The sequence below is a fragment of the Blautia sp. MCC270 genome, from assembly GCF_018785605.1.
In the GTDB taxonomy this organism is placed as follows: domain Bacteria; phylum Bacillota; class Clostridia; order Lachnospirales; family Lachnospiraceae; genus Blautia_A; species Blautia_A fusiformis.
Window position 1 is genome coordinate 1 of sequence record NZ_WQQD01000040.1, and the last position, 13,802, is coordinate 13,802.

Consider the following 13,802-nt stretch of genomic DNA (forward strand, 5'->3'; position numbering starts at 1 on the left):
GGCGAGTTCTGGCCCTGCCGCAATGCTTTTAGCCGTCTCACGGAGCCCTAGTAGTATCCCCCGACGGAGTCCCTGCCCGGTGCGATGCCACCTTCCTCTGGCGTTCCTCAACCACATCCACCTCTCAAAACCTCAAAAACATCCCCGACTGCATCCACTCCCGGAGCGATGCCACCTTCCTCTGGCGTCCCTCGACCACATCCACCTCTCAAAACCTCAAAAAACATCCCCAACTGCATCCACTCCCGGGCCAATGCCACCTTCCTCTGGCGTCCCTCAACCACATCCACCTAACGAAACCTCAAAAACATCCCCGACTGCATCCACTCCCGGAGCGATGCCTCCTTCCTCTGGCGTCCCTCAACCACATCCACCTAACGAAACCTCAAACGTATCCCCGACTGCCTCCAATGCTAAGAGCAGACGTCAAAAAAAATCTCTCGCACAGACATGAGACTCCGGCATTCTCTTTCCCAGGTCTTCCGAAAAAAAATAAAATGTATTATACTTATTGACAAGCGGATAAAAACATCCGCCGCTGTTTATGGCAAATATCACACAAAGGGAGGTTTTTATCATGGAATACAGACGTTTTGGAAACACGATCTATCTTCGTCTTGATCCGAAGGAAGAGATCCTGGAGGAAATCGGCAAGGTTGCAAAAAAAGAGAATATCCGCCTTGCACAGGTCACAGGCCTTGGCACCATCAATGATTTCACTGCAGGCGTATACAACACAGTGACAAAGGAATACCACTCTATTCAGTTCCAGGGAGCGTTTGAGATCGTATCACTTACCGGTACCGTTACCCGCAAAGACGGTGACGTTTATCTTCATCTCCATATCGCAGCCGGTGACGAGGAAGGCCATGTACACGGCGGTCATCTGAACCGTGCCATCATCAGCGCTACTGCCGAGATCCAAATCCAGGTGATCGACGGAGAGATCGGCCGTGAGTTCAATCAGGAGATCGGTCTGAATCTGTTTAAATTCTGATTTTGCCAGAGGGATCCCGGACACAGTCTACTGCTTTACAGTTTAAAAATTTCATCACACATAAAAAGGGTAAGACTACACAGCATAATGCTGTCAGCTCACCCTTTTCTTTAGCTTCAATATTGCCCTCTTCCGCAATATCTGCAATGCTATCACTGCTGTCGCCAAACTCTTCCGCACTCTCTGTCACGGTTCCGGCTTCCGCCAGCGGCATTTCCTCCTGTGCATAGGCCGTCACGGTTCCCGCTGACAGAGATGTGACTGTCACGGACGCCGCAAGCAGCCAGGCCATGATGGTACTCGTCTTTTTTCGCATACCTGTTCCTCCCTTTTCCTCTAATTCACTTTACAGTTTTCTGTAAAGCTGATATCACTGTGAATTTGCCTGATATTTTCTGTTCTGTCAACAAAGTGGATTTTAACAAAATCTGGTCAAACAGCTATTCGCAATTGAAGCAGAGGACTTCCCTGATTCACCGACATTTACATTGACAAATTTCCCTGTTATGATATACTTTGATGATAAAACTATTTTATATTAAAATCATTTAAAGAACGCAAATGAATGTGAGGATCTGATCATTATGAAGAATTTTAAAATCGGTGATAAACTTACAAGATTTCCCCTGATCCAGGGTGGAATGGGTGTCGGCATCAGCCTTGGCCGTCTGGCAGGCACCGTTGCAAAGGAAGGCGGGATCGGAATCATTTCCACCGCTCAGATCGGCTACCGGGAAAAGGATTTCGACCGGAATACCGAAGAAGCCAACCAGCGGGCTATCCTGTCCGAGATGAAAAAAGCACGCAGGATTTCTCCTGACGGTATCATCGGCTACAACATCATGGTTGCACTGAAGGAGTACGCATCTCATGTAAAAGCCGCTGTCCATGCCGGCGCTGACCTGATCATCTCCGGTGCAGGACTTCCTACAGAGCTCCCTGCTCTTGTCAGCGGAAGCAAAACAAAGATTGCCCCCATCGTCTCAACGGACAAATCTGCAAAGGTTATCCTGAAATACTGGGAAAGAAAGTACAAGCGCACTGCAGACCTTGTGGTGATCGAAGGTCCCCAGGCAGGCGGTCATCTGGGCTTCCACAAGGAAGAGCTGGATTCCTATACACCGGAAGCCTACGACAATGAGATCCGAAAGATCGTCCAGACTGTAAAAAGCTATGCCGCAAAATTCGGCACGGAAATCCCTGTAGTAGCTGCCGGCGGCATCGCCACGCACGAGGATGTAAAGCATGTCCTTGATCTTGGTGTGGACGGCGTTCAGGTCGCCACCCGTTTTATCCCAACGGAAGAATGTGACGCAGACATCCGGCTGAAAGAATCCCTGATCCACGCCGCAAAGGACGACATTGCCATTGTAAAAAGTCCGGTAGGTATGCCGGGACGTGCCATTATGAATCCCTTCATGCAGCACGTCATGGCCGGAGAAAAGATCCCGCACAGTTCCTGCCACCGCTGCCTTGCCAAATGTTCCCCCGGCGAGATCCCTTACTGCATTACAGACAAGCTGATCGCCGCCGTAAAGGGCGACGTGGAAAACGGCCTGCTGTTCTGCGGAGCAAAGGCCTATATGGCAGATAAGATCGAAACCGTGCACGATGTGATCGCTGATCTGTTTGACACAGAATCGGAGTGCATCCGGCTGTCATAAAGATAAATCTGCGCCGCTAGGCGCACCTAAACAAAAGCCCCTGCTTTCATTGCTTTTCGCAGTGAAAACAGGGACTTTTTGTTTTTCTACCGGTTATCGATCTTTTCCGGGTACATGTCATGCTCTGCAAGGCGTTTCCAGGCAATCTCCTCCCATCTGGTTCCGGCTTTTCCGTAATTGCAGTAGGGATCAATGGAAATGCCGCCTCTCGGCGTAAATTTTCCCCAGACCTCAATGTATTTCGGATCCATGAGACGGATCAGATCCTTCATAATGATGTTCACGCAATCCTCATGAAAATCTCCGTGATTGCGGAAGCTGAAAAGATACAGCTTCAGAGATTTGCTCTCCACCATTTTTTCACCGGGTACGTAGGATATCGTGATCGTCGCGAAATCCGGCTGTCCGGTAATGGGACAAAGGCTTGTAAATTCCGGGCAGTTAAATTTTACAAAGTAATCGTTGTCCGGGTGCTTGTTCAAAAATGTTTCCAGTACCTCCGGAGCATAATTGTCCGGATATTTTACTTTCTGATTTCCGAGAAGGGTGATCCCTTCTTTTTCCAGGTTTTCTCTGCTCATATTTTTTTCCTTTCTATGGTCAAACGGATATTTATGATCCGATCTATCTGTCAAGTGCCGGATCCTTCACTCCATTGAGCCGGAATGCCTCTGCTCTGTCAATACAGGTTCCACACACACCGCAGGGCTTTTCGCCGCCTTCGTAACAGCTCCAGGTCAGTTCATAAGGAACATTCAGCTCCAGGCCGGTTTTTACGACCTCTGCCTTTGTGCAGCTGACAAAAGGCGCCTCAACCTTCAGCTGGCCGCCGCTTCCCTGATAGATCGCCTCGTTGATCGCATTGTGAAACGCACTGCTGCAGTCCGGATATGCATTTCCGGCTGCATCATCCGCATGTGCTCCGTAATAGATCACACTGCAGTTTTTTGACAACGCAATACTTGCTGCCGAGGAAAGAAATAATCCGTTCCGGAACGGCACATAGGTTGAAACCGGTGAGCCATCGGTTTCCTTCAGCTGCTCTGCATAGCTTTCGTGCGGGATCTCTCTGTCTGAATGCTTCAGCAGCGAGCAGTCACTGTACCGGAAGATCGGCTCCAGATCCAGATAAAGATGCTCCACTCCGTAATATTCTGCTGTTTTTCTGGCAGCCTCGATTTCTTTTGTGTGCTTCTGTCCGTAAGCTACTGTTAATGCAATTACATTCTCTTTTCCATATTTGTTTACGGCAAGCCCCAGGCAGGTGGTGGAATCCACACCGCCGCTTGCAAGTACAAGTGCTTTCATAGCGTTCTCCTTTTCTGCGGTATTTCTTGTTATATTGTGATATGTTTTCCTGTCATACTCCCCGTTTCTGCGGGTCCCAGATCACCTTATGAAGCTGGATCTGAAGCTTTACATCGTTGAGCTTTTTTTCCATAAGGAAATCCACGATCTCCACCGGCTGGATCCTGCCGAAAACAGGGCTGAAATAAACTGCCGTTTTTCCGACCAGCCTGTACTTTTCCAGGATTTCCAGAGCTTTTTCCATATCTCTGCGGCTGCTGACCACGAATTTCAGCGTATCCTCACTGCCCAGAAGCTCCAGATTGGAAAGGAGCATCTCTTTTTCCATGCCGCTGTCCGGTGCTTTATAATCCATGGTAAAGGACGGACGTTTTTTTAATATATGATAAGGCTTCAGATCTACGCTTCCATTGGTCTCAATCTCCACCCGCCGGAATGGATCCTCCAGGATTGCCTCGATCAGCTCCTCCATGCCTTTCCGTAAAAGTGGTTCCCCGCCTGTAAGTGTCACATTTTTTACGCCTGTTTCACGGATCCAGGAAAGGATCTCTTCTTCTGTCAGCCTTTCACTCTCACATCCCGGCTCATTTGCCCAGCTGGTATCACAATAGCTGCACTGAAGATTGCAGCCCTTAAACCGGATAAAAGCGGCAAGCTCTCCTGCCCGTCTGCCCTCTCCGTTGATGCTGACAAATTTCTCTACAACCTGATAGGTACTCATAGCCATACCGCCTCCGTTTCTTCTTCCGTTTCCCGGTAAGCTGCACAGTTATTTGGTGTTTCGTAAACAACAGCTCTTTTTACAGGATAGCCCTTTTCTTCCATTTTCCTGAAAAAATATTCTGAAAAATTCTCTGCTGTAGGGCGAAAGGGAACCTTCACCAGATGAAAGCCTTCCTCATCCAGTGCTTCCAGCGTTTTCGGACGTAATGTATTTTCTTCATAGATCAGCGTGTGATCCATGGAATCTGCCAGCTCCCGAAGATCCTTTTTCAGATCTCCGAAGTCTACCAGCATCCCTCGCCCCTGACCGTTTTTCTCCAGCTTCCGGCTTTCGATCTCAATCTCCACATGCCAGCGATGACCATGGATGTTGGAACATTTGCCGGTGTAACCGGACAGAAAGTGTGCCGAATCGAAATCTGCTTCTGTTTTTAACTGATACATAAATTTTTCCTCCTTCTAGATCTGTCACACCACCCGAATATTTCCATAAATAAAAAAAACCGGGATTCCCGGCCTTGATCCAGTTAAAGTAAAAAAAGGGCAGACCCGCCACGAGTCTGCCCTGATTCTCACATCTTCTTCAGCCCTGGTTTTATTTATAGACAGGATGGTACAAACGAACTGTCTTATATTAATTTGTATGGTATTTCCGGAGATACTGCATCAAACGATAAATCGAACCAGATCATCCGCGTTCGCTGCTCACTCATGAGCGCAGTCGCTCCGCAACGATCTATGGGAACTTTCAACTCCGGAATTACGGTAAATTTTCTGCAGAATTATCTTCTTCCGCAGCACTTCTTATATTTCTTACCGCTTCCGCACGGACACGGATCGTTCGGGTAGATTTTTCTTGCAGATGCCGGCTGCATCGGCATTGCTGTCGGCACAAAGCTGTTCGGCATTGCAGTGTGCGGCTTGCCTGTGGCAAACGGCCATACTGCTCCTGAGATCTCATTCGGTGTGTAACCGCGGAATTCCAGCATTCTTGTGTTATTGTTTGCCTCCATGATCAGCTTTGTAAATTTCTCAAGCTGCTCATCGTTAAACTGGATCCCCTTCTGGTTCAGGTTTTCCATGATCGCTGACATTCTGCCATCCATGGAGCATTCTTTGTAAATAAAGAACAGTACCTGATCCTTCACTGCATCGGAAACCTTCATCTCATCCAGCAGGAATCTGCCCAGTCTCTGGTAAGAAGCAGATTTTGTCGGATACCCGTTTTCGGAATAATCCAGGATCTCATCTACAGACGGAATATAGAATTTCCGTCCACCCTGACGTCTCTCGATATCCTTGTAGATGTTATTGACCAGTGCGGATTTCAGGATCAGCTGATCCCCCGCAAGCTCACAGATACAGGCCTTCTCCGGAATGGTATGATACAGCTCGATGAAGCTGTCATATCCGATGTCAAAGCCTTTTCTCTGCTTAAACATCTCATATACGGTCTTTGCCGGTGCAGATACATACAGATAGCTTACCATAATAAGGCAATCCTTCAGCCAGTTTACCTGGCTGCGAAGTGTCCGGAATTCCGGTGTATTGATCTGGTCGTAAACAGCTGCAACCTCTGCCGGAACTTCTGCGTAATCATCACTGTAGGAAACAAGGTAGCCCATATCGTTCAGCCACTCTAATGTATTCCACTCATCCTCTGCAACATGGAAGCATTTTCTCTGAATAGCCGCCTCAAAAGCCAGTACTTCCTGATCGTCTGCTACGAGGAAGCTTGCTTTCATAACCTCCGGTTTAAGAACCTCTGCGGCAACCTTTGCGGCGATCTCTTCCTGCTCCATTCCCCTGCAGTGAAGTCCAAGCTCACCTGCAATGCTGAGAAGGTCTTCTTTACGATAGGACATGAGGAAATCTTTTACTGTAGGATTTCTTCTGCTGCCTGTGGCTGCCTCATCTGCTTTTGCAGCTCTGGCTGCTGCCTCTACTGCTGCTACTGTTGCAGCAATGTCTTCCGATGCTTTGGCTGTTTCCGCCTCTGTCTCAACTGCTGCAGTGCATCCCAGCTCCGGTGCCTCTGTCCAGTACGGATCATCCTCACCCTTTACTTCTTTTACAATAGAAGGAGCTTCTGCTGTTCCCTCGTCTTTCTTCTCAATATCAACTCTGTATTCCGGAGCTTCCTTATCCGCGCCATACTGACGGAAGGTAAACCATTTCTCGGAATCCATAAGCTCTGCAGTCTCTGTCTCGCCTGCATTTAATAATGTGAAATTATTCTTCGCTTCTCCGTCACCGTTCTCACGGATCTGTACTTTTTTCTGAAAAAATTCAATCTCATATAGGCTGCCTGCCGGATACTGAACCAGTTTTTCAAGCATGGCTGCCATATTTGCAAATGTAACGTCAGCCGCAACAGTACAACGTCTCCATACCGGCGGTTTCGTTCCTTTTCTTGTGATTTTTAACTGATAAAACATTCCTGTGTTCCTCTCCTGTAAATATATGCCGGATCAGGAGATACGAATAACTCCTGATCCGGCGTAAGCAACTTCCCCTATGTTATACAAAAATAGAGAAATTGTCAATATTTGAGAGGCTTCTACAACACAATATCATATTTCTCAACCTGGATCACAGCATTTCCGTCACTGTGAAACAGGATCTCATCTGCTTCCACTGGTGTTGGGATCACGGTAGTCGCAGTTTTGCTTCCATCATTGATAAAAAGCTCTATGGAGCTTCGATCCAGGATAAAACGCAGCTTCAGATTTTGTCTGTCATCTGTGATCTGGAGCTTTCTTGTACATACAACATCACGCTGCACCCCGCTCCAGGTTCTGTCGATCTCCAGTATCTGTCTTTTTCGATCATAGGTAAAGACCGTTGTATATTCTTCATTGCGTGCAAGCTCGATCCGGAACTCATTGTACACATCCAATGCTTCCTGATTTGGATTTCCGGAGTTCCTGCTTCCATCCATGATGCCATCTGCGTTCTGCAGTTCCACAGTCAGATCGATCATTCGGCCACGGACGCCTTCAAGGCTTAAGCTCTCACCCACTTTTACATTCTCATAACAGCAACGGTTTTTCCGATAATTCTCAATTTCTCGGACCGGCTTCTGCCAGATCTTTCCGTCACGATATTCCAGCTCTCTCGGAAGAGTCATCATTCCCTGCCATCTCTGCTTTTCCTTGATCACACAGCTATCCCAGGATTTCATCCAGGCGATCATCACTCTTCTTCCATCTGGAAGAAGGGTTGTCTGCGGCGCATAAAAATCAAGTCCGTAGTCCAGACTTACCGGTGCGTCTTTTTCAAATGTATGTTTTTCGCTGTCATAATCTCCCGTAAAATATAGGGAATTATGTCCATTATGAAACTCATACCCTTTTGCCCGCATATGCTGCGGAGAACAGATCAGCACATGTTTATCCCCGAGCGGAAAGAAATCGGGGCATTCCCACATAACACCGATTTCTCCTGTGGAGTTCTCCGCAAGAATTGTTTCAAATTTCCATTCTTTCAGATCTTTACTGGAAAACAGAACTACCTGTCCAGGAATTTCTTCGCTGCGGCATCCTACGAGCATATAGTATATTCCGTTATCTTCCCATATCTTCGGATCGCGGAAATCAACTCTGCTGCATTTCTCCGGAAGCATATCCCCGGTGACTATCGGATTTTTCTCGGCCTTTACATAATCTTTTCCGTCACCCCAGGCAAGGCACTGATTCTGCCGGACTTCTTCTTTTCCATCAGGCAGCTTTTCTGTTGTAACTCCTGTGTAGATCAAAGCCTGTTTTCCATCCGCTTCAATAGCACTTCCGGAAAAGCATCCCTCTCGATCATATTCCTGATCCGGTGCAAGCGCTGCAGGAAGCTGCTCCCATCTGATCATATCCTCCGTCACACTGTGGCCCCAGTGCATAGGGCCCCAGTCACGGCTGTAAGGATGATACTGGTAAAAAAGATGTACCTTTCCTTTAAAAACAGAAAATCCATTGGGATCATTGATCCAGCCAACCGGTGCAGATACATGAAAGGCCGGTTTCTCTTCCTGCGGGATATTTTTTGCTTCCTCTATTTCATAAAGACGTGCTTTTTCAAGTTTTTCACTCATACTCTGCTCTCTCTTTCTTTTTTATGTTTCTGACCGGTATCTTTTTCTGTTTTTATTTCTCTGTCTCACTAAGAGACTTCTGATACTGGTCAAAATATTTCTGTTTGATTGCCAGATAATCAGACAGTCCATACTGCTCCATCTTTTTCAGATAGGAATCCCATTCTTTATCGATGCCGCCATTCAGGATCCAGTCTGCTTTTTTCTGTTCCGCATACTTCTTGATATCTGTGTCGTACTGAGATACCTTATTGGTATCATCAATACTCATAAATACATTCGGATACACATATTTACTGTTCATATCCTTAAGATATGTTTCATGCATATTGTCGAGACGCCATTTTGCATCTGCCGGCTCTGTTACATATACATCGTAATACTCGTTAAGTATTGCCAACGGTCCGTTTACAGACTGTGCTTCACGAACCTCTACCGGAGATGCATCTCCCAGATCCATATGTTTCAGCATCTGACCACCTTCTGCATTCTCGGACATCTCAAAGATATTAAATGAATCTTTTTCCCCGTAAGTACCCCAGTTATTCTGCGGAGACTGGATCGGTGCATACATCTGATCGATCCATGCTGCTGCCAGTGCCGTATTCCGACAGCTTGTAGTCAGAACGCAACGTCCTCTGTCAAAGCCACTGGTTTCACTGTTATTCTGTCTTGTGATATTTACAAGACCATCCGGACCGGCCAGCGCCGGGAGCATTACATAATCTTCATTGTTATCAATATTTGCAATATCCCAGGTGAAACACAGACCATATCTGTGGTTCTTACCTTTTGCAACATAAGTTGACCATTCCTGGGTAAAAGCCTCCGGATCCACCAGCTTTTCTTCTACCAGCTGATGGAGCCACTGAATACCTTCTTTATAGCCTTCCTGTACAGTTGTATAAATAACGGTTCCATCATCTTTTACTGCAAAATGATCACCGGTGTCACCATATCCTTCTCCGAATCCGTTGATGAGAATTGCAGGATCCTGATCACCATTATTGATGATAAAGGACATCGGGATCACACCACCCTCAATGTTGAATTTCTTTTCCAGTTTATCTGCATTGTCGCGGAAAGCGACCAGAACCTGTTCCAGTTCCTCAGTTGTAGTCGGAACGTCCAGCTTCAGATAATCCAGCCATTTTTTATTAATGTAGGGAATATCTCCAATTGCCTGAATGGCTTCTTTCCCCGCACCAAGCTGCTCGATCCATGGGAAAGAATAAATATGTCCGTCCGGTGCTGTACACATTGTTCTGTATTCCGGGTATTTTTCAAATACAGCCTTAAGATTCGGCATGTATTTATCAATGAGATTTTCTACCGGAATAATGATTCCCTGTTTGGCATAACGAAGAAGATCATAATCACTCATCCCTGCGTTAAAAAGTCCATCCGGAAGATTTCCGAACTGTGCCAGCGCCAGATTTTTTTTATCATCAAACTGATCCGATACAAAACAGGTCCAGTCAATGTGGACATTGGTCTGCTTTTCCAGTCTTTTAAAAATCGTTCTTTCATTAGGTTCCTGTGTAGATGTTGCAGGTGCACTGGTAATAAAAGACAGCTCTGCTTTTTCTTTCAGAGGAAAGGACACATCTTCCACCGGGATATCCGGATCTGTTTCTGCTTTCATGTGTTCTTTTCCGTTTCCACATCCGGCACTGCATACCATTATAATTGCAGAAAGCCCGATTGCCAATAATGCCTTCATTCTTTTTTTCATCATTATCAACCTCCTGTCATCAGCCTTTTACAGAACCAACCATAATGCCCTGGTCAAAATATTTCTGGAAGAATGGATACATGATCAGAAGCGGTAAACTTGATACAATGATCGTAGCATATTTCAGAAGTTCCGCTACCTTTGCCATCTGTGCAGTACTCTGGATATCTGCGATCATTCCGGGCTGCGGTGTATTCTGTACAAGGATGGAACGAAGTACCAGCTGCAATGGCTGCAGTTTCGCATCATTCAAATAAATCATAGCGTCAAAATAACTGTTCCACATTCCTACAAAGGACCACAGTGCAAGCACTGCGATGATCGGTTTGCATACCGGCATCATAATCTTGAAAAAATGCTCGATTTCCGTGGCACCGTCAATGGCAGATGCCTCTCTGAGTTCCTTGGGGATAGACTGATAATAGGTTCTGGCAAGGATCATGTTCCAGACATTAAACGCACCCGGAAGCAGGATTGCCCAGATTGTATTTACCAGATGCAGCTGATTGATCAGGATAAAAGTCGGGATCATTCCTCCACCGAAAAACATGGTAATGAGAAAAATAACATTGAAGAAATTTCTTCCCACAAATTCTTTCTTGGACATTGGATATGCTGCCAGCAGAGTTACCAAAACTGAAATAATGGTAAACACCAGGGAATAAAAAAATGAGTTTGCAAAACCTCTCCAGATCATATTATTTTCAAGAACTCTGCGGTACGCATCGATCGTCCACTTCCGCACATCAAAGCTGATCCCCTGGCTGTTCAGCACATTCGGATCCATAAAGGATGCGATCACAACATATAAAAGCGGAACCAGAATGGAAAGTACAAATGCACCCAGAAGTACGTATCCGATTCCTAAAATGGCTTTGTCAGATGCCGAATATTTCTTTTTCTTTGCTTTTGCCATAACAGCACCTCCTATAATCCCTCTCCGTCATTCAGTTTCTTGACTACCCAGTTTACAAAGATCAAAAGAATTACATTGATCACTGAATTAAACAGCCCCACTGCTGTAGAATATCCATAGTCTCCATTCAGAAGACCGATTCTGTATACATAAGTAGAAAGAATCTCAGATGCAGGAAGGTTCATATCTGTCTGCAGTGCATATGCTTTTTCAAAACCAATGCTCATAATATTTCCGGCCTGAAGGATAAACTGGATCACAATGATGTTTTTAATAGCCGGAAGCTGTACATACCAGATCTGCTGCAGGATATTTGCTCCATCCACCACTGCTGCCTCTTCCAGATCCTTACTTGCATTGGCAAGTGCTGCAGTATACATAATGGATGCCCATCCGGCTGTCTGCCAGATTCCGCTGGCTATGTAAATGGTACGAAATGCTGCCGGCATAGTCATCCAATTGGCATCGGAACCGATCAGTTTATTCAGCGGACCTACCGGTGAAAGAAACATACGAACCATACCACAGAGTACGATAACGGAAATAAAATTCGGCGCATAGATCAGAAGCTGAATTTTTTTCCTGATCCCGGCTCTCCGGATCTGATTCAGAAGAAGTGCCAGGATGATCGGAATCGGAAATCCCCACAGCAGTCCGTAAATACTCAGTTTCAAAGTGTTCACAAGATAATTCATAAAATCCGGTGATGCCAGAAATCTCCGGAAGTATTCCAGTCCTACCCATTTGCTTCCAAATACACCATCAATGACATTGTAATCCTCAAAAGCGATCAGTACGCCACCCATGGGCACGTATTTGAAGATGATCGTCAGAAGAAGTGCAGGCAGCAGAAAAAACACATACAGCTGCCAGTTCTTTTTCACATACTGAAGCTTTTCTGCAGCAGTTCTTTTTCCTGCCGGAACAGCTTTCGCAGAACCTTTTTTCATTCTCTTTTCCTCCCGTTTTTGTTCTTTCGTTCTTGTTTAGTAACCGGTAAAGTAACCGGTTACTTTATAATTTGATACTACTATATGACATAGCTTCTGTCAACCTTTTTTGTTAATTTATTTAAGAAAAGTTACCGGTAACTTAACTGGTTATTTTTTTATTGCTATTTAACGTCTGTATTGTTATACTTAATTACATCAATCCAATCATCCTGTACGGTCTGCAGCTTTCTCTTATATGATCACATCTGCATTCCGTATCATAACTTTCTGCTGTTAAAAGGAGACTATTTTTTTATGGCTAAAAAGCAGGTAACATTTGCCGATATTGCAGAATACACTGGTTTTTCCAAGACTACGATCTCCAGATATTTCAATCATCCGGATTCTCTGACCCTGGAAAATCAGGAAAAGATCGCAAAAGCCCTTGATGAGCTCGGCTACAGAAAAAACAAGCTTGCCAGGGTTCTTGCCAATGGAAAAAGCGAATTTGTAGGGATCATTGTCCCAAACCTTTATCTTCATTATTATTCCGAAATGCTGACACAGCTTCTTCGAAGTTACTCCGATTATCATTACAAATTTCTGGTTTTTGTCAGTGATGGCGGCCCGGAGAAAGAAATGCAGTATCTGGACGAGCTGATGGCTTATAAGATTGAAGGACTTATTGTTCTCAGCCATACTCTTTCCTCTGAAAAACTGGCTTCCTATAATATTCCTGTGATCGCCATTGAACGTGAAGCAGAACATATATGCAGCGTTACAACAGACAATTACATGGGCAGCATGCAGGCTACTTCTCTGCTGATACGTAATCAGTGTGATGTACTGATCCACATCAATGTCCATGTACCTGAGAATATTCCGGCTTATGACCGTATCCGTGCCTTTGAGGAAACATGCCGGGAATATCATGTTCCTTATGAACTGAACCTTAATGTTTCCGGTGATTCCTATCAGGAGCTTTTTGAACAGATGCGTGTGATCTTTCAGGATATTGACAGTAAATATTCCGGTCAGAAAAAAGGCATATTTTTATCCAATGATACTTACGCAAATATATTTCTCAATCTGATCTTCCAGAAATACAACTGTCTGCCGGATGAATATCAGATCATCGGATTCGATAATTCACCCATTGCTGCGGAGTCCATCATTCCGATCACTACTATTGGACAGCAGATTGATGTGATCGCACAGACTACCATGGAACTGCTTGTGGAACAGATGAACGAAATGAAGAAAAGAAAACCGGCACCGCTTCAAAAACCGATCCACAAAAAGATCACTCCTGTTCTGATACGACGACAGACAACAGGAGACTGAAAATACTTACAACATTTTTCCATATTCCATAACAACCCGTATATTCATGTACTGGAAACTTCATGCTATAATTCTGTGGAAAAATGTCAGATAACCATT

At 45.3% G+C, this 13,802-nt stretch carries 14 protein-coding genes; 3 read left to right on the plus strand and 11 right to left on the minus strand.

From position 1 onward, the window contains the following. Positions 1 to 107: 107 nt before the first annotated feature. Positions 108 to 290, minus strand: coding sequence for a hypothetical protein (locus GPK58_RS10645; RefSeq protein WP_215638631.1), 183 nt, complete (start codon positions 288 to 290; stop codon positions 108 to 110). A 287-nt stretch (positions 291 to 577) separates the two neighbouring features. Between GPK58_RS10645 and GPK58_RS10650 the strand changes: the two genes are divergently transcribed. Then, positions 578 to 997: a PPC domain-containing DNA-binding protein gene (locus GPK58_RS10650; protein WP_215638632.1), complete on the plus strand. Its 420-nt coding sequence runs from the start codon at positions 578 to 580 to the stop codon at positions 995 to 997. On the opposite strand, the gene GPK58_RS10655 is transcribed toward GPK58_RS10650, so the two are convergent. Next, the gene (locus tag GPK58_RS10655) at positions 987 to 1,313 is read right to left on the minus strand and encodes a hypothetical protein (RefSeq protein WP_215638633.1); all 327 of its coding nucleotides are present in this window, start codon (positions 1,311 to 1,313) and stop codon (positions 987 to 989) included. The genes GPK58_RS10650 and GPK58_RS10655 overlap by 11 nt on opposite strands. A 268-nt stretch (positions 1,314 to 1,581) precedes the next feature. Here GPK58_RS10655 and GPK58_RS10660 point away from each other — a divergent pair, with 268 nt between their 5' ends. Next, positions 1,582 to 2,661, plus strand: coding sequence for an NAD(P)H-dependent flavin oxidoreductase (locus GPK58_RS10660; protein ID WP_215638634.1), 1,080 nt, complete (start codon positions 1,582 to 1,584; stop codon positions 2,659 to 2,661). An 86-nt stretch (positions 2,662 to 2,747) separates the two neighbouring features. Here the strand turns inward: GPK58_RS10660 and queF are convergent, their stop codons facing one another. From queF to GPK58_RS10705, 9 genes are all read right to left on the minus strand, one after another. Beyond that, positions 2,748 to 3,242 (minus strand): preQ(1) synthase, encoded by a 495-nt coding sequence (queF, locus tag GPK58_RS10665; RefSeq protein WP_059086405.1) that lies wholly within the window; start codon positions 3,240 to 3,242, stop codon positions 2,748 to 2,750. 43 nt (positions 3,243 to 3,285) lie between these two features. Further along, complete coding sequence (queC, locus tag GPK58_RS10670) at positions 3,286 to 4,002, minus strand: 7-cyano-7-deazaguanine synthase QueC (protein ID WP_256164017.1); 717 nt, start codon at positions 4,000 to 4,002, stop codon at positions 3,286 to 3,288. 19 nt (positions 4,003 to 4,021) lie between these two features. Then, positions 4,022 to 4,690, minus strand: coding sequence for a putative 7-carboxy-7-deazaguanine synthase QueE (gene queE / locus GPK58_RS10675; RefSeq protein WP_021976185.1), 669 nt, complete (start codon positions 4,688 to 4,690; stop codon positions 4,022 to 4,024). After that, positions 4,687 to 5,136, minus strand: coding sequence for a 6-carboxytetrahydropterin synthase QueD (gene queD / locus GPK58_RS10680; RefSeq protein ID WP_021976186.1), 450 nt, complete (start codon positions 5,134 to 5,136; stop codon positions 4,687 to 4,689). The genes queE and queD overlap by 4 nt, the downstream gene beginning before the upstream one ends. Positions 5,137 to 5,474: 338 nt before the next feature. Further along, the gene (locus GPK58_RS10685; protein WP_059086408.1) at positions 5,475 to 7,130 is read right to left on the minus strand and encodes a YecA family protein; all 1,656 of its coding nucleotides are present in this window, start codon (positions 7,128 to 7,130) and stop codon (positions 5,475 to 5,477) included. Positions 7,131 to 7,252: 122 nt separating this feature from the next. Continuing rightward, positions 7,253 to 8,776 (minus strand): glycoside hydrolase family 32 protein, encoded by a 1,524-nt coding sequence (locus GPK58_RS10690; RefSeq protein WP_021976188.1) that lies wholly within the window; start codon positions 8,774 to 8,776, stop codon positions 7,253 to 7,255. Positions 8,777 to 8,828: 52 nt separating this feature from the next. Further along, positions 8,829 to 10,460, minus strand: a complete 1,632-nt coding sequence (locus GPK58_RS10695) for an ABC transporter substrate-binding protein (protein WP_412667932.1) — start codon at positions 10,458 to 10,460, stop codon at positions 8,829 to 8,831. Between the two features lie 70 nt (positions 10,461 to 10,530). Beyond that, positions 10,531 to 11,427: a carbohydrate ABC transporter permease gene (locus tag GPK58_RS10700; RefSeq protein ID WP_015526648.1), complete on the minus strand. Its 897-nt coding sequence runs from the start codon at positions 11,425 to 11,427 to the stop codon at positions 10,531 to 10,533. Between the two features lie 11 nt (positions 11,428 to 11,438). Next, complete coding sequence (locus GPK58_RS10705) at positions 11,439 to 12,377, minus strand: ABC transporter permease (protein ID WP_015526649.1); 939 nt, start codon at positions 12,375 to 12,377, stop codon at positions 11,439 to 11,441. A 297-nt stretch (positions 12,378 to 12,674) separates the two neighbouring features. Here GPK58_RS10705 and GPK58_RS10710 point away from each other — a divergent pair, with 297 nt between their 5' ends. Beyond that, positions 12,675 to 13,703 (plus strand): LacI family DNA-binding transcriptional regulator, encoded by a 1,029-nt coding sequence (locus GPK58_RS10710; RefSeq protein ID WP_015526650.1) that lies wholly within the window; start codon positions 12,675 to 12,677, stop codon positions 13,701 to 13,703. Positions 13,704 to 13,802 lie beyond the last annotated feature (99 nt).